This is a genomic window from Pannonibacter sp. XCT-53 (assembly GCF_009915765.1).
GTDB lineage: Bacteria > Pseudomonadota > Alphaproteobacteria > Rhizobiales > Stappiaceae > Pannonibacter > Pannonibacter tanglangensis.
Genome location: NZ_JAABLQ010000001.1, coordinates 2,494,250 through 2,510,071, shown reverse-complemented (window position 1 = coordinate 2,510,071; position 15,822 = coordinate 2,494,250). Strand labels below are relative to the sequence as shown.

Sequence of the window (15,822 nt, the reverse complement as noted above, 5' to 3'; positions counted from 1 at the left end):
GCAGGCCCGTGGCATTTGACATCGAAGCCTATGGTCTGAAGGCGGCCGGGCCGGACGCGGTCCGCCCCTTCACCGTCGATGGTCTGGACGTGCGCGGCCGCGCGGTCGCGCTCGGCCCGATGCTGAACCAGATCCTCGACCGGCATGCCTATCCGGCCCCGGTCGCCCGGCTTCTGGGCGAGGCGATTGTGCTCACCGCGCTGCTTGGCACCGCCCTGAAGTTCGACGGGCGTTTCACCGTGCAGACCCAGTCGGACGGACCGGTCAACATGCTCGTGGTCGATTTCACCGCTCCCGGCTCGATCCGGGCCTATGCCCGGTATGACGAGCAGGCCTTCCGGCCGGGCGGTCCGGGCGAGGGCGCCGACCCGGCCACCCTGCTCGGACGCGGCCATCTGGCGATGACCATCGACCAGGGCAAGCACATGCAGCGCTATCAGGGCCTGGTCGAGCTGGACGGCATCTCGCTGGAAGAGGTGGCCCGTCGCTACTTTGCCCGCTCCGAACAGATCCCGACGGAAGTCCGCCTCGGCGTCGGCCGCCTGTTCACCCGGCGGGACGGCCAGTCGCCCAGCGAGACCTGGACGGCGGGCGGCATCCTGGTCCAGTTCCTGCCCGAGGCACCCGAGCGGATGCGCCAGGCCGACCTGCACCCCGGCAACATGCCGGAAGGCACGCAGGCGCACACCATTGACGAGGACGATGCCTGGATGGAGGCCAAGAGCCTTGTCGGCACCGTCCGCGACGACGAGCTGACCGACCCGGAGATCACCGTCGAGCGGCTGCTCTTCCGCCTGTTCCATGAGCGGGGCGTGCGGATGTTCGACGCCCAGCCCATCCTCGACCGCTGTCGCTGCAGCCGGGAGAAGATCGAGGCGGTGCTCGAGAACTTCTCCGCCGAGGAACGGACCGACATGGTCCAGGACGGCCGGATCATCGTCACCTGCGAATTCTGCAGCACCCGCTACGAGTTCAAGGCCGAGGCGGTCTGAGGCCTGCGACAGCTGGCGACAATTCCCTGATTGCCGCGCCGACCCCGGCGGGTCTAGGCTGACCCCGGGACAGCCCGTCCGGTCATGCGATCCGGCGCGCCCTGTTCCGCAACTGGCGTCGGGAACAGGGGATCGAGCGGGTGCTTCAGGCTGTCGAGACACGGGAGAACGCACTCCCTGAGCAGGGTCGGTCCGGACCGGACGGCCCCGAGGGAGACGGGCCAGCGACCCTTTCCGATCCGGCCGGCAACGATGCCGCTCCCATGCCTGCCGCGCCCGGTCCCCGTCGCAGCCCCAACCCGGGCCCGGGTCGGGCGGTCGTGGTCCTCAAGTCGCTGCTGCAGGCGATCCTCGCTCTCGCCATCCTGGTCGCGGCTGTCCTCGGGATGCGGCATTTCGTGCTGACCAAGCCGGAGGTGCCGCGCCGTCCGGCCCAGGAACAGACCTATGCGGTCGAGACGGCGGCCGTCCGCCTCGCCAGCCATACGCCGTCGATCCGCCTCTACGGTGAGGTGACGGCCGGACGCCAGGTGGACTTGCGCTCGCTCGTCGCCGGCGAAATCGTGGCGGTCAACCCGGAGCTGAAGGCCGGCGGGACCGTGCGCAAGGGCGAGGACCTGGTGGCGATCAACCGCTTCGACTACGAGGGCGCCGTCCGCGAGGCGCGCGCCAACCTGCTCGAGGCCCGGGCCCAGAAGATCGAGATCGAAGGTCGCGTTGCCCTCTACCGCGACAACCTGCGCCGGGCCGGCGAGCAACTCGCCTTTGCCGAACGCGACCTGGAACGGGCCGAACAGTTGCAACAGACCGGCTCGGTGACCGAGCGGGCGCTAGACGAACGCCGCCTGCTCGTGTCGCAGCGCCGCCAGGCCGAGGAACAGGCGCGCAACACGCTCGCCGTCGAGGAAGCCGGCATCGAACAGCAGGCGGCCGTGATCCAGCGCCTGCAGTGGCGTCTGGAACTGGCCGAGCGCAACCTCACCAACACGGTCCTGCGCGCCCCCTTCGATGCCATCGTGCGCACGGAAGCTGCCCAGGCCGGTCGTCTCGTCAACGTCAATGATGTCGTGGCCTCGCTCTACGCCCGAAACGAGCTGGACGTGCGCTTCACCCTGTCGGACAACCAGTATGGCCGCCTGATCGCGCAGAGCGGAACGCTGGTGGCCCGCCCGGTGGATGTCTCCTGGGTGCTGGGCTCGCAGACCATCGACTACCGCGCCGTGGTCGACCGTGTCGGTGCGGATGTCGCCCGCACCCGCGGTGGCGTCGATGTCATCGCCACCGTCGTCGTCGAGGACGGCGCCGTTCCGCTGCGCCCCGGGGCCTTCGTCGAGGTGACGATCCCGGACCGCACCTACCCGGCGACGGCCCGCCTGCCGGAGACCGCGCTCTATGACGAGGGGCACGTCTTCGTGGTGACGGAGGGCCGGATGACCCGCCGCAACGTCCGTGTCGAGGCCTTCGACCAGGGCTACGTGCTTGTTTCCGGTGAGCTTTCCGATGGCGACGTGGTCGTGACCACCCGGATTGCCGGTGGCGGCGAGGGCGTGAAGGTCCGCTCCCTGACCGATGCCGCCCAGCCCGCAGAGCGGACGCAGGGGCAGGGGGGCGGCAATGGCCAGTAACACCGAGACCTGGGTCGCCGGTCTCGCCCGGCATCCCAATGCGGCCAACCTGATGATGGCCGTGATGCTGCTTTTCGGCGTCTTCGGGCTGGCCCAGCTCAACACCCAGTTCTTCCCGACCATCCGTTCCGACCGGATCACGGTGTCTGTCGCCTGGCCCGGCGCCTCGGCGGAGGATGTCGAGAAGAACGTGCTCGAGGTGATCGAGCCGGAGTTGCGCTTTCTCGGCAGCCTGAAGGAAATCGCCGCCTATGCGCGCGAGGGCTCGGGAACGGTGCTGCTCGAGTTCGACGAGGGCACGGACATGCCCAAGGCGCTGTCGGATGTCGAGCAGGCCATGGCGGCCATCACCACGCTGCCCGACGAGGCCGAGACGCCGGTTGTCTCCGCCTCCACCTTCACCGACCAGGTGGCGACGCTGGCCATCCGGGGGCCCTTTTCCGAGGAAGCGCTGAAGGTCTACGCCCGCAAGATCCGGGACGACCTGCTGGCGCGCGGCATCGACCGCATCGATTTCAACGGCTTTCGCTCGCCGGAGTTTCTGGTCGAGATCCCGGAGCGGGAGTTGCGACGGCTCGACCTCACGGTCGCCGACGTGGCGGAACGGATTGCCGGCAACACGCAGGACATCCCCGCCGGCAATCTCGACGGAGCGCTCGAACGCCAGATCCGGGCGGTGGCGGAGGCCCGGTCGCCCGAGGCGCTCGGCAACATCGAGGTGCGTGCCTTCGAGACCGGCGAGAAGACCAGGCTGGGTGACATTGCAACCGTCTCCCGGTCCTTCGATGACAGCGAGTTCCAGGGCCTGTCGCGCGGACAGCGGGCGATCGAGCTGCGCGTGTTGCGGCTGGAGGGCACGGACACGCTGAAGGCAGCGGCGATCCTCACCGACTATCTGGAAGAGGTCCGCCCGACCTTGCCGCCGACGCTGGAACTGCTGCAATACGACGTGCGCGCCGACCAGGTCGCCGGCCGCATCACCCTGCTGATCGAGAACGGGCTGGGCGGGCTCGCCCTTGTCGTCCTGATCCTCTACCTGTTCCTCAACGGGCGCATCGCGCTGTGGGTCGCCGCCGGCATCCCGGTCGCCGTCGGGGCGGCGCTCGGCCTGATGTGGATGATCGGCGAGAGCATCAACATGATCTCGCTTTTCGCGCTGATCATGATGCTGGGGGTGATCGTCGACGATGCGATCGTCGTCGGCGAGCACACCGCGACGCGCCTTGCCATGGGCGACACGCCCGAGGAAGCCGCCATCAACGGTGCCGGGACCATGTTCTGGCCCGTCATTGCCTCCGGCACCACGACCATTGCCGCCTTCCTGCCGATCCTGATGGTCGGCGATGTCCTCGGCCAGATCATGATGTCGATGCCCATCGTGGTCACGGCGATCATCATTGCCTCGCTCTTCGAGTGCTTCTTCGTGTTGCCCGGGCATCTTGCCCATTCGCTGCGTGCGCGCTCCGGCTGGAGCTGGTGGCGCGTGGTGCTGATTGCCGGCCTTCCGGCGGCCTTCGTCATCGGCCTGGCCGACCGTCCCGACCTCGGCGTCCCGCCCGTCTTCGATCCGGTCGCCGAGCCCATGCGCGCCTTCCTCGAGCGGTCCGGCTTCGTGCTGTTTGCCGGCCTCGTGATCGCGGCTGCGTTCCTGTTCGCGCTCGCCTTCGAGGCCCTGCTGCTGCGCCTGCGCCGCCGCGCGATGGCGGCACGCGGGGTGTCGCTGCAACGCCCCTCGCGCTTCCGCCGCGGCTTCGACCAGGGTTTCGACTGGTTCCGCGACCGGCCGTTCCGCTGGACGGTCAATCTGGCCGTGAACTGGCGTTACGTCGTGGTTGCGCTGGCCATTGCCAGCCTGATCCTGACCGTCGGCCTGATGCGCGGCGGCCGCATCGGCTTCACCTTCTTCGCCTCGCCCGAGGCAGAGAACATCCAGGCGCAGGTCTTCTTTCAGGCGGGCATCCCGGAAAGCAAGGCACTCGAGGGACTTGTGGCCATCGAGCAGGCGCTGTACGCGGCCGAACGCGAGCTGACGCGCGACAGCGGCGAGACGCTGATCGTTGCGAGCTATACCGTGCTGGGGCGCGCCGGCAACAACCGGGGCGACAATGTCGCCTCGATCTCGGTCCAGCTGACGCTGGCCGAGGAGCGCCAGGTCCGCACCCCCGACATCGTCCAGGCCTGGCGGCGCGCGCTGCCGGATCTGGCGGGGCTGGCCCGGTTCTCGATCTCCCAGAACCGTGGCGGCCCCCCGGGCCGCGATCTCGACATCCGCCTGTCCGGCGCCCCGCTCGCCAGCCTCAAGCAGGCGGCGGCCGAGCTGCAGGATGCCCTCTCCGCCTTCCCCGGCACCTCCGGCGTCACCGACGACCTGCCCTATGGCAAGCCGGAGCTGCGCCTGCAGCTGACCCCGAGGGGGCGGGCTCTGGGCTTCACCGTGGAGACGGCGGCCCGCCAGATCCGCAATGCGGTCGAAGGCTCGATTGCCCGGCGCTTTGCCGCCGGGGACGAGGAGGTGACCGTCCGGGTCCGCCAGTCCTTCGACGGCGCGGGAACCAACGCGCTGCGCGACCTGTTGCTCCGGGCGCCGAGCGGCGAGTTCGTGCCGCTGACGGAAGTCGTGTCGCTCACCGACGTGCAGGGCTTCTCCGTGATCCAGCGGCGCGACGGCCGCACCATTGTCAGCGTCGTCGCCGACATCGATTCCAAGATCACCTCCAACACGGCGATCATCGCGGATCTGGAGCGGGAGGTCATGCCGCGCCTCGCCGACACCTACGGGCTCAGCTACGAGTTCGCCGGCAAGGCCGAGGAACAGGCCAACGCCATGGGCGACCTGGCAATCGGCGTGGTGATGGCCCTGACGATGATCTACGTCATCCTCGCCGCGACCTTCGCCAGCTACAGCAAGCCGGTCGTGGTGATGACCATCATCCCCTTCGGCGTGGTCGGGGCGGTCATCGGCCATTACGTGATGGACTATCAGCTCACCATGATGAGCCTGATCGGGCTTCTGGGGCTGTCCGGCATTCTCGTGAACAACGCGATCATTCTCGTCGCCCGGTTCGACGAGTTGCTGGTGGAGGGGATGAGCCAGCGCGAGGCGGCCGTTCTGGCCAGTTGCGACCGCTTGCGCGCGGTGATCCTGACCTCCTTCACGACCATCGCCGGTCTCGGACCGTTGCTGTTCGAGGACAACATCCAGGCACAGTTCCTGCTGCCGATCACGATCACCATCGTGTTCGGTCTGGGCACGGCCACGCTGCTGGTGCTGTTCCTCGTCCCGGCACTCCTGATCATCGGCGAGGACATCGTGCGGGTGCTGGTGCACCGTCCGCACGCCGACCCCCGGACGGCGCATGCGACCGACGGACCCGGCCGGGACCTGTCGCCGGCCGAATAGGGCCGGCGTCGGTCAGGGGAGCTGCCGGGCGAAGGCCGCCACTGCGGCGGCCGCCGCGCGGATGTTGCCGTCCCAGGTGGCCGGCGACTGGCCGCGCGGGCCAAGGTCGTGGTTGCCGTCCTCCAGATAGGTCAGGCTGACATGCTCCGGCAGCGACACCGCCGCCAGTTCGGCCTGCGAGCCGAAAGGGTCACGCTCGCCCTGGGTGATGAGAACCGGCCGCCGGCTCTGTTCCAGCGGCTCCAGCCGCCAGACATCGGCCTTGCCGGTCGGGTGGAAGGGATAGCCGACGCAGACAACCCCCTTGACCCGGCCCGGCAGCGAGGCGCTGCCGGCAAGCATCGCCGCCACCCGTCCGCCCATGGACTTGCCGCCGATCAGGAAGGTGCCCTCCGCCTCTGCGCTCACCTGCTGGACCGCAGTCTGGAACGCGCCGACCAGCAGGTCTGCCTTGGGCGGCGGCGTCTTCTTGCCGCCGGTCCGCCGGGCCGCCATGTAGGGAAACTCGAACCGGGCCACGGCCACGCCGCTGTCGGCAAGGGCTGCCGCCAGACGGGTCATGAAGCTCGAATCCATGGCCGCCCCCGCCCCGTGGGCGAGCAGCAGCGTCGCATGGGTCACGTCGGCCGGTCGGGTCCAGAGAATGTCGGTCATGCGGTGAAGGCCTTCCGTCAGCAGCAAGGGTCAGCCGTTCGCCTATCCCGTCTCGCCGCGATCCGCAATCACCCCGCGCCGCGGGCTCAGAAAAACCCGGTGGGGAAGTAGCGGCGATAGAGTTCCGCGTAGATGCCCTTTTCCTGCAGCCGGCGCAGGCCATAGTTCAGGGCCTCGAGAAGCACGGCATCGTCAGTGCGCACGGCGATGCGCAGGCCGTCGCCGAAGAAACGGTCGTCCAGCCAGGGCCCCGGCACGAAGGCACAGCATTCTTCCGACAGCGCGCCGCCGAGCCAGAAGGACAGGGTCAGGCCGTCGCCGAAATGGGCGGCCACCTCGCCGCGGCGCAGAGCGTCGCGGGCGGCGGACACGCTGTCATATTCCTTGAGCCTCACATCGGGCATGCGCGCCTTGAGAAAGGCCGCGTGGCGGCTGCCGCGTTCGACCGAGACCTCCGTGCCGGCGAACTGCACGCCGTCAAACCGGCCGCGGTCCTCGGACCGGACGACAAAGCGGCCGGGCAGGCGGAGGTAGACATCGGTGAACCGGAACCGTCGCGCCAGCTCCTCGGTCTTGGCCAGACCGGCGATGACGGCATCGCCTTCGTCGGCCTCCAGGGCCTCGGGCAGGGCCTCGAACGCCTTCACCCGCAGGCTACAGGAGCTCTGCAGTTCCTCGCAGAGCGCTCGCGCCAGATCGACGTGGAACCCCGTCAGGCGTTCGCTGCGGTCGCGGAACGAGAACGGCGGGAAATCGTCGGTTGCGAGAAACTGGATCCGGTCCGGCGTCTGTGCCGGACGCTCCATCAGGCTGCGCGGATCCCAGAAGTTCGGCACGACGGAGGTGGCCCCTGCGGTCGCCGGCGCGTCGGCCGTCTGGGCGCGCCCCTCGTCGGAATTAACTATGAGCGCAGAAAGAGCAAGAACGAGATATGTAACCATTGCGCGAGCGAGCGTCTTCATGGTTAACATTCCGTTACGTTCACCAGGCAACTGGGCGACACCGGTCAGGGAGGCACGGTATGCGCATGCGTGAGGAGCCAGGACAGCCATTCAATTCATCCAGACTTGAGCCTGTTGTACCCGATGGACGCGCGGGCATTCTGCCCGCCCAGCATCGGGTGCCGCGCGAGGACTGGCCGGTCGAGTTGCGTGTGCTTGTGTCACGTGGCTTTCCCGTTTCCCTGGTCGACTGGGGCTATCGCATGCAAGCTTATCACGGCGGCTGCCCGGCCGACCATCTCCTGCAGCAGACGATCATCACGCCGGACACCTATTACAGTGCGGTTGCCGAGGCTGCCGGCGTGCCGTTCCTGCCGGCCGGCGCGTTCCGTCCCCTCGTGATCGGCGACCTCGTGCTCCAGTTCGGCGACGGCGAGGCCGGCCCCCTGCTCATCGGCATCGAGGAGGGGAAGCCCGTCTACGTGGTCGCTCCGGATCTGGAGGCGGTCCCGGACTTCATCGCGCTGCTTGACCGTCACCCGGCGTTCCGGGCGTCCATACGCGTCACCACGCCGGCGGCGATGCGGGTTGCCCTTACGGTGCTGCGGGCGCCTGCCGGCGAGCTGGAGCAGCGCTTTCCGGAGATGTCTGCGCGCGAGCGGGTCTCGCCGGGCCAGTATTCGGCGCTTTCCATGCTGAGCCTAGGCTTCGGCTGTGGTCTGATGCTGCCGCTGGAGCTGCAGGCCTTCGTGTTCAGCCTGCTGGTCGGGCTCAGCTGCATCTCGACCGGACTTGGACGCGTTGCCAGTGCGTTGCACACGGCCATTCCGCCCTTGCGCGACCGGATCGACCCGGACCTTGACGATCGTGCCGGACATTTGGCGCTGGCCGGGCGAAGCGAGGACTGGCCGGCCTACACGGTGCTTGTGCCCCTTTACCGGGAGGCGGCGGTCGTGCCCGGACTGGTCGCGGCGCTGGCCGGGCTGGACTATCCGCGAGACCGGCTCGACATCAAGTTTCTGGTCGAATGTGATGACCACGACACGAAGGCCGCGTTCAGCGGCCTTTTACATTCCGGGATGGAGGTCGTGGTCGTCCCCGATGGTCGCCCGCGCACCAAGCCCCGGGCGCTCGCCTATGGACTGGCCGCGGCGCAGGGCGAGTTCGTGACCATCTACGATGCCGAGGACCGACCGGAGCCTGACCAGCTGAAGAAGGCCGTCCGCCGCTTCCGGGACTCGCCCGAAAGCCTCGCCTGCCTGCAGGCAAGCCTTTCCATCGACAATGCCACCGACAGCTTCTTCACGCGCCAGTTCGCGATGGAATATGCCGTGCTCTTCGACCAGATGATCCCCTGGTTCACGAGCGAGGGCTGGGCCTTTCCCCTTGGGGGCACGTCGAACCATTTCCGCCGCTCGGCGCTGATCGCCTGCGGCGGCTGGGACCCCTACAACGTCACCGAGGACGCCGACCTCGGCATCCGCCTTGCCCGTTTCGGCTACGACAGCGCCGCCCTCAACAGCACCACCTTCGAGGAAGCTCCGGTGACCTGGAAGGCCTGGTACGCGCAGCGCGCCCGCTGGTACAAGGGCTGGCTCCAGACCTGCTTCGTGCACCTGCGCGACCCGCGCCTGTTCCTGCGCCAGTCCGGCCTCGCCCGGACACTGCCGATGAGCCTCCTGATCGGCGGCAGCCTGGTGACGCTGGCGGTGCATCCGCTCTTCACGCTGGCGATGGTCGGCTATGTCTGCGGACTGTGGGGCCTGCCGCCCACCGAGGGCATTGCCGCCCAGATGGTCGTCATCCTGAGCAGTCTCACCTTTCTCGTCGGCTATGGCGCAACCGCCTTTGCCGGCGTGACGGCGGCCGCGCGCCGGGGCATCCCGCTCAGGCTTGTCGATGTGGTCGGGATCCCGGTCTACTGGCTGTGCGCCAGCCTCGCCTTTTACCGCGCGGTCTGGGATTTCGTCCTGCGTCCGCATCACTGGCACAAGACGACACATGGCACCGCGCGCCAGCGCAGCCTGCCGGGGCGCCGGGACCTCACCTGAGCTGACCTGCCATCGCGCGCCATGAGACAGGCTGCCGCCCGCCCCGGTCGCCTCAGGCAAAGATCTGCGTCGAGGACTGGCCGGAGACCGACAGGGCGACCACAAGGTCGTTGTAGTCGAAGTCGGCGCCTTGCGCGGCCGTCAGATCCTCGAAGCCGAAGGTGTTCTCGCCGAACAGGCGGATGTGCTCGCGGCCATCGCTGTTGGCGGCGCCGAGGACGAAGATCTCGCCGGTGCCGGCCTTCAGGACGGGCGCGTAGAACCCGGTCTTGCCCGCAACCGTCCAGGTGGATGTCTGCGTGGCGGTGTCGGGACTGGTGAAGGTGAAGGTTCCGCCGGCATCCAGCGATCTCGCCACCTCCGCCCGGAAAGCGGCGGCACTGTCGATGCCGATGCCGTTCAGGCTGATGTTGCCGGCGAGATCCACGTCGAGCCGCACGAAGCCGAGCGTGTTCTGCAGGCTGGTGCTGCCTGTGAGGACAAGGCTGACCGCCTGGTTCTGGCTGAGATGCAGGAGCGGCAGGTCCGAGGCCCGCTGGGCGCTGGCAACGAGGGCATTGGCCCCCAGCGTGTTGTCCGTCGCCGCGCTGATCGTCACACCGGCAACCGCCACGGTCAGGCCACCGTTGCCGGCCGGCGTCACGGTCGCCCCGGCATGCCGCGTTACCCCGTCATTGCCGCTCAGGCTGGCAAAGCGCAGCTCCTCGCCCTGGCGCAGCAGCACGGTCTGCGTTCCCAGGGCAAGCGTGTTGCCGGCGTCATCCGTCGCCGCGCCGATGCTGCCCCGGACCGCGTCCGCAAGCGTGACACTGCTGCCGGCGCGGCCGCTCTGATCGACCAGATTGCCCTTGCTGTCGACCGCATAGACAAGCACGGCGACGCCGGACTGGACGCTTTCCGACTGGGCGGTGAGCCGAACCCAGTTCGCGGCGGGGGCCGGGGTATTGCCGGTGGCCAGCGTCAGTCCGTTGCCGGCGGCATTGGCGGCGAGGGCGGCCTCGTCCACGTCGACTGTGACCGTCAGCGCACTGCTGGCCGGGCTTACGGCCGCCCCGATGCGGCCCGACACGTGCAGATGTTCGGTCATCTGGATCGTGTAGGTGCCATTGCCCAGGGCCTGCGTCTGGCCGGTCTGCCACATGCCGTCGATGTCGCCGGTGGCGGTGAGCGGCCCGAGCACGTCCTTGCCCTGCTGCTTGACGCTGATCACGGCCAGATTGCCCGCGGCCACCTTGTTGGTGGTGTTCGAGATCCAGCTTGTCGTCCCGGTCGCGCTGTTGGTGCCGGTCCAGCCGAAGGCGAGTTCCAGCGCGCTGGTGGTGGTGATCGTGTTGCTGACGAGATTGGTCTGGTTGGCGAGGGCCGTGAAGGTTCCGCCCGACAGGGTGCCGGCCACGGGCGCCGTGTCGGCAGCCTTCTGGCTGACATGGGTCGGATCCGTGTTCCAGGTCAGAAGGTCCGGGCTGAGCGTGCTGCTGCCACTGTAGAGGAAGTCGAGGGCAAAGGTCTGGATCGTCGCGCCGGTGGACGTCTGCGGCGCGACGAGGGCCAGTCCGTCGACCGCAATCGACCCGCCCTGGCTGTCGACAGCCGGGTTGAGGAACAGGCCGCCGTCCGTCCGGGTGTAAAGGTTGAACGTCTTGGCGGCCGCCCCGCTGCCGATGATGATCTGGTACCAGCCGACGCCGTCCTGGGGCGTCGGCAGCGAGCTGATCACGAGAGATCCGGCCGTCTGCGGCGTGTTCGCAACGGCGTTGATGACATAGGTGCCGGAGACGGCATTGAACGAAACGGCCCAGTTCTGCCAGAGACTGCCGCCGCTGGCCGGGTTCAGCGACAGGTCCTGGAACACGGCCGTGCCGTTCACCACGCCGTCGAAGAGCCGCAGGGTCACGGGAGTGCCATCCTTGAGGATGGCGTCCTGGTTGAAGAAATTGAGCGTGACCGAGCAGGGGTTCACGGCCGCCCACTCCACCGGTGAATAGCTGCCCGGCAGGAAGGCCTTTGTGCCGAAGTCCACGTGACCGATGGGCTCGATCACATTGTAGATCTCCGGCTGGACGTAACCGCCCGGTGTCTCGCTGTCGGCATAGAGGGTCAGGTTGATCGTCTTGACGTTCTGCCAGGTGCCGTTGATCTGGTCCGAGACCGAAATCAGCGGCCCGCCCTGGGCATAGGCATCCATCAGGTTGTCCGAATAGCCCGAGCCGTAGGAGTTCGAGACATTGAAGAACACCTGCGAGTAGACGTCATGGAACAGGGCCGACTTGCCGGCAAGGTTCTGGTTGAAGGCGTAGGTCGGATCCCAGTTCCAGTTCTTGTTCAGGTCGATCTGGCCGCTCACGAAGGGATTGAGCGGCTGGCCGCTGGTGCCGTAGTAGCCGGCGGTGAAGCCGGTCAGGACCTGCGTCAGCACCTCGCCCCACTGGGTGTTGGCGCCGGTGTTCATGTCGGCCGTTGCCGCGCCGAAGATCTTGTAGGGCGTTGCGTCGCTGCGTGAGGCATAGATCTCCACGGAGCCAAGCGTCGAATAGATGCTTCCGGCCAGCGCCTCGGCGGAGATCTTGATGTGACCCTTGATCTGGCTCGAGGCGGTCGGGCTCAGCCAGAAATGGCCTGGCTGGCCGTTCGTTCCTGCCACCCAGTCGAGCGTGTATCCGAAGAAGCCGGCATCGTGATAGATGCCGTTCCCGTCCTCGGCGCCGTTGAAGAAGCCGGTGACGGTGATCCCGGTGTCGGCCTTCTTCAGGCTGTCGATGTAGGCGGTCCAGTCGCTGGCCTTGTAAACCTGGTCGCCGGCAGGCTGGATCACCGACTGCGCCGGCGAGATCGCGCCCCGGACGCTCCCCTTCAGCGGCCCGTCTGTGAAGTAGACGAGGGAGTGATCCTTGGCCCGGTCGAGGGCGTTGAAGAGCTGCGTGCCGCTCACCCCATAGCCCCGGGTGTCGGTCGTGCCATCCGCGTGCGGGATGGAGATCTGCATCGGAATGCCAAAGCCTTCGACCGATGTCAGGTTGCCCGCATCCCCCGAGGATCCGAGCAGCGTCACCTCGAAACTGTCATAGCGGTACTGGTATGTCGCTGCCGAGCCCCAGTTGATCTGGCTCTGCTGCGTGATCAGCTTGGTCAGGTCGGTCTGGGGGGCCGAGGGGTCCTGGCTCTGGATCAGGAAATAGACCTTGCCGCCATCGAGCGGGGAGGGGAGATCGATCGCGAACCGACCGGGGCTGGTGCTGGCCTGCAGGGCTCCGTTGACCACGAGCGGCGTCCATTGCGCCGTGCCCGAGGCATCGAAATAGACCGCATAGGCATAGGCCCCGGCGCTTCCGAGCGTCTTCTGCAGGGTTGAGGTTAGTCCTACGGTCAGCGTGGTCATGAACGGAAGGCCTCAGCCGGAACTCGTTGGCCGACACTGCCCGGCGCATGCTTGCACCGGCCTTACCGCAATCGTTCAAACTGGAATGATGACCAACAAAGCCTTAAGCATGCAGGCGCGCCGAAGGGCGCGCGTGACGGCATGGCGGTCGAGGCCGGTCGGCATGAGGGAGGCTGGAGCGGGTAGCGGGAATCGAACCCGCGCTAAAAGCTTGGGAAGCTTCTGTGATACCATTTCACCATACCCGCGCAGGCCCATAAATCGCCGGTCGGGCCGCATCTGTCAAGCGACCTTGCCGCATTTCAACGGCGAAGCGGCACCGGTCGGTGTGTCCCGGCCAGTCCTGCGCGCTGCATCCGCGGCTGTCGTGGTCTTGCATGCGGATAAGGCCGTGGCGCATCAGGAAAATCCCTTAATTGCGCTTGCAGCGACAGGCTTCGCTTGCCACGGTGCGACCGCCAAACGACTTGCCTGGAGTTTCAGACCATCATGCGTGACACCGTTCTCGCACTCATCACCTCTCGCCGTTGGGAAACGATCATCATTTCGATCATCGTTTTCAACGCCATCACGCTCGGCCTTGAAACCAGCGCGACGGTGATGGCGTCCATCGGGCCGGTTCTCCTGTTCATCGACAGCGTGATCCTCGGCATCTTTGTCGTGGAGATCGTTTTGCGGCTCTACGCGCACCGGCTCGCCTTCTTCCGGGATCCCTGGAGCATCTTCGACTTCATCATCGTCGTGATCTCGCTGCTGCCGGCCAGCGGGGCGCTGTCGGTGCTGCGCGCGCTGCGCATCCTGCGCGTGCTGCGCCTGATCTCGATGGTTCCCTCGCTGCGGCGGGTGATCGGCGGCCTGATCACGGCGCTGCCCGGCATGGGCTCGATCATCGTCCTGATGGTGCTGGTGTTCTACGTCTTTGCGGTCATGGCCACCAAGCTCTACGGCCAGACCTTCCCGGACTGGTTCGGCGATCTCGGCCGCACGACCTACACCCTGTTCCAGATCATGACCCTGGAAGGATGGTCGGACGGCATCGTGCGCCCGGTCATGGAAGTGCACCCCTACGCCTGGGCCTTCTTCATTCCCTTCATCCTCTGCACCGCCTTCACCGTGCTGAACCTGTTCATCGGCATCATCGTTTCGGCGATGGAAGACGAGGCCGCTCAGGATGCGACGGACGAACGCAAGGCCATCCAGATGGACATGGCGCGGATCCTGGACGAGGTGAAGGCCCTGCGCACCGAAGTGGCCGACCTGCGCGACCGCCAGCGTTGACGACGTTGCGGCCCGTCCCCTCGCGGGGCGGGCCGGCCGCGACCGGGCCTGGTCAGTCGAGCGGCTGCCGCGCCCAGACGTCCACCTCGCTGGCGCTCAGCTCCGCCAGCCGCGAGAGGCCACGGCGGGCCATCTCGGCCTCCAGGTGCTCGAGAATGGCGCGCACCAGCTCCGGCCCCTTGTAGGTGAGGGCCGAGTAGACCTGCAGGAGCGTGGCGCCGGCGGCAAGCTTGGCCACGGCACTTTCCGGCGAGTCGATGCCGCCGACGCCGATGATCGGCAGGTCCGGGCCGACGAGCTGCCGGACCCGGGCGAGGATGATCGTGGCACGCCGGAACAGCGGCCGGCCCGACAGTCCCCCGGTCTCGGCCGCCGTCTGACGGTCCTGAAGGCCGCTGCGCGACAGGGTGGTGTTCGAGACGATCAGGCCGTCCACCCGATGGGTCGAGACCGCCTCGGCAATGTCCTCCAGCCCCTCCGGCGAAACGTCCGGCGCGATCTTGAGCAGGACCGGCACGGACCGTCCCGTACGGGCAGCGCTGGCGTCACGTTCGGCCATCACGGCGGCCAGCAACCCGTCAAGCGCCTCCCGCGCCTGCAGGTCGCGCAGGCCCGGCGTGTTGGGGGAGGAGACGTTGACGGTGAAATATGAGGCCAGATGGGCGAACGTCCGGATGCCGGCAACATAGTCGGCCACCCGGTCGGTTGCATCCTTGTTGGCACCGACATTGACGCCCACGACGCCACCGCGTCCGCGACGGGCCTCCAGCCGCGCCAGCAGGGCCGCATGGCCTTCGTTGTTGAAGCCGAAGCGGTTGATCACCCCCTGGTCCGCCGGCAGACGGAACAGCCGCGGCCGCGGATTGCCCGGCTGGGGCAGGGGGGTCACGGTGCCGACCTCGGCAAAGCCGAAGCCAAGCCCAAGCACCGCATCCGGCACCTCGCCGTTCTTGTCGAAGCCTGCCGCCATGCCGAGCGGGTTCGGAACATCAAGGCCGAGGACGGTCTGCGCCAGCCGGGGCCAGCGCCGGTTGTCCAGCCGGGGATGAAGCCCGGCGGCAAGGGCCCTGATCGTCACGCTGTGGGCCGTCTCCGCGTCGAGACGATGGAGCGCGCCAAGCGCGAGGCGGCTGACAACGGGGGGAATCATGCGTCAAGCTCCGGAAACACGTGGCGGCCGTCGGCCGCCAGCGGCAGGGGCCGTGCCCAGACAGCGGTCGCCGGATCCAGCGTGGCATAGAGATGCGGGAACAGGGCCCCGCCCCGCGACGGCTCCCACACCAGATCCGCGCCGAACGCCTCCGACGGGAAGGCGGCGAGCACAAGATCGCCCTGACCTGCAAAATGCTTTGCGGCCGTTTCCCGGACCTGCTCATCTGTCGAGAAATGGATGTAGCCGTCGGCCAGATCGACCGGGGCACCGCGAAAGACGCCTTGCGCCAGGGCTTCGTCCCACAGCGCGGCGGGCATGATCTTGAAGATGAGGGGCATGTCGGAAGCTTCTA

Annotated in this window: 10 protein-coding genes and 1 tRNA gene; 5 read left to right on the top strand and 6 right to left on the bottom strand. The window is 67.6% G+C overall.

The window, feature by feature from the left end; translation table 11 throughout:
• The first annotated feature begins 8 nt into the window (after window positions 1–8).
• From GWI72_RS11150 to GWI72_RS11140, 3 genes are all read left to right on the top strand, one after another.
• Entirely contained in the window at window positions 9–992 is a 984-nt protein-coding gene (locus GWI72_RS11150) for an Hsp33 family molecular chaperone (RefSeq protein WP_348272665.1), read from the top strand.
• Between the two features lie 320 nt (window positions 993–1,312).
• A complete protein-coding gene (locus GWI72_RS11145) occupies window positions 1,313–2,617 on the top strand; it encodes an efflux RND transporter periplasmic adaptor subunit (protein ID WP_209000089.1) in 1,305 nt (434 codons plus the stop codon).
• A complete protein-coding gene (locus GWI72_RS11140) occupies window positions 2,607–6,017 on the top strand; it encodes an efflux RND transporter permease subunit (RefSeq protein ID WP_161708683.1) in 3,411 nt (1,136 codons plus the stop codon). The genes GWI72_RS11145 and GWI72_RS11140 overlap by 11 nt, the downstream gene beginning before the upstream one ends.
• Window positions 6,018–6,029: 12 nt before the next feature.
• Here the strand turns inward: GWI72_RS11140 and GWI72_RS11135 are convergent, their stop codons facing one another.
• Both GWI72_RS11135 and GWI72_RS11130 read right to left on the bottom strand, forming a co-directional pair.
• Window positions 6,030–6,671, bottom strand: coding sequence for an alpha/beta family hydrolase (locus GWI72_RS11135; RefSeq protein WP_161708682.1), 642 nt, complete (start codon window positions 6,669–6,671; stop codon window positions 6,030–6,032).
• A gap of 86 nt (window positions 6,672–6,757) precedes the next feature.
• The gene (locus tag GWI72_RS11130) at window positions 6,758–7,633 is read right to left on the bottom strand and encodes a transporter substrate-binding domain-containing protein (protein ID WP_209000088.1); all 876 of its coding nucleotides are present in this window, start codon (window positions 7,631–7,633) and stop codon (window positions 6,758–6,760) included.
• 242 nt (window positions 7,634–7,875) lie between these two features.
• On the opposite strand from GWI72_RS11130, the gene GWI72_RS11125 reads away from it, so the two are divergent.
• Window positions 7,876–9,663, top strand: a complete 1,788-nt coding sequence (locus tag GWI72_RS11125) for a glycosyltransferase family 2 protein (RefSeq protein ID WP_209000087.1) — start codon at window positions 7,876–7,878, stop codon at window positions 9,661–9,663.
• Window positions 9,664–9,715: 52 nt separating this feature from the next.
• Here the strand turns inward: GWI72_RS11125 and GWI72_RS11120 are convergent, their stop codons facing one another.
• Together GWI72_RS11120 and GWI72_RS11115 are read right to left on the bottom strand one after the other, a co-directional pair.
• On the bottom strand, window positions 9,716–13,039 hold the full coding sequence (locus tag GWI72_RS11120; RefSeq protein ID WP_161708680.1) for a DUF4114 domain-containing protein: 3,324 nt from the start codon (window positions 13,037–13,039) through the stop codon (window positions 9,716–9,718).
• Window positions 13,040–13,213: 174 nt separating this feature from the next.
• Window positions 13,214–13,287 (bottom strand) — tRNA-Gly (locus GWI72_RS11115).
• Between the two features lie 241 nt (window positions 13,288–13,528).
• Here GWI72_RS11115 and GWI72_RS11110 point away from each other — a divergent pair.
• Window positions 13,529–14,317: an ion transporter gene (locus tag GWI72_RS11110; RefSeq protein ID WP_161676294.1), complete on the top strand. Its 789-nt coding sequence runs from the start codon at window positions 13,529–13,531 to the stop codon at window positions 14,315–14,317.
• 52 nt (window positions 14,318–14,369) lie between these two features.
• On the opposite strand, the gene GWI72_RS11105 is transcribed toward GWI72_RS11110, so the two are convergent.
• Window positions 14,370–15,467, bottom strand: coding sequence for a quinone-dependent dihydroorotate dehydrogenase (locus tag GWI72_RS11105; protein ID WP_161708679.1), 1,098 nt, complete (start codon window positions 15,465–15,467; stop codon window positions 14,370–14,372).
• Entirely contained in the window at window positions 15,464–15,808 is a 345-nt protein-coding gene (locus tag GWI72_RS11100; protein ID WP_161676292.1) for a DUF952 domain-containing protein, read from the bottom strand. Before GWI72_RS11100 ends, GWI72_RS11105 begins: the two co-directional genes overlap by 4 nt.
• Window positions 15,809–15,822: the final 14 nt, after the last annotated feature.

Excerpts from the sequence above, each read along its gene's own strand:
- GWI72_RS11140 (WP_161708683.1), top strand. The coding sequence starts at position 2,607 with ATGGCCAGTAACACCGAGACCTGGGTCGCCGGTCTCGCCCGGCATCCC.
- GWI72_RS11105 (WP_161708679.1), bottom strand. The coding sequence starts at position 15,467 with ATGATTCCCCCCGTTGTCAGCCGCCTCGCGCTTGGCGCGCTCCATCGT.
- GWI72_RS11100 (WP_161676292.1), bottom strand. The coding sequence starts at position 15,808 with ATGCCCCTCATCTTCAAGATCATGCCCGCCGCGCTGTGGGACGAAGCC.
- GWI72_RS11120 (WP_161708680.1), bottom strand. The coding sequence starts at position 13,039 with ATGACCACGCTGACCGTAGGACTAACCTCAACCCTGCAGAAGACGCTC.
- GWI72_RS11110 (WP_161676294.1), top strand. The coding sequence starts at position 13,529 with ATGCGTGACACCGTTCTCGCACTCATCACCTCTCGCCGTTGGGAAACG.
- GWI72_RS11125 (WP_209000087.1), top strand. The coding sequence starts at position 7,876 with ATGCAAGCTTATCACGGCGGCTGCCCGGCCGACCATCTCCTGCAGCAG.
- GWI72_RS11135 (WP_161708682.1), bottom strand. The coding sequence starts at position 6,671 with ATGACCGACATTCTCTGGACCCGACCGGCCGACGTGACCCATGCGACG.
- GWI72_RS11130 (WP_209000088.1), bottom strand. The coding sequence starts at position 7,633 with ATGAAGACGCTCGCTCGCGCAATGGTTACATATCTCGTTCTTGCTCTT.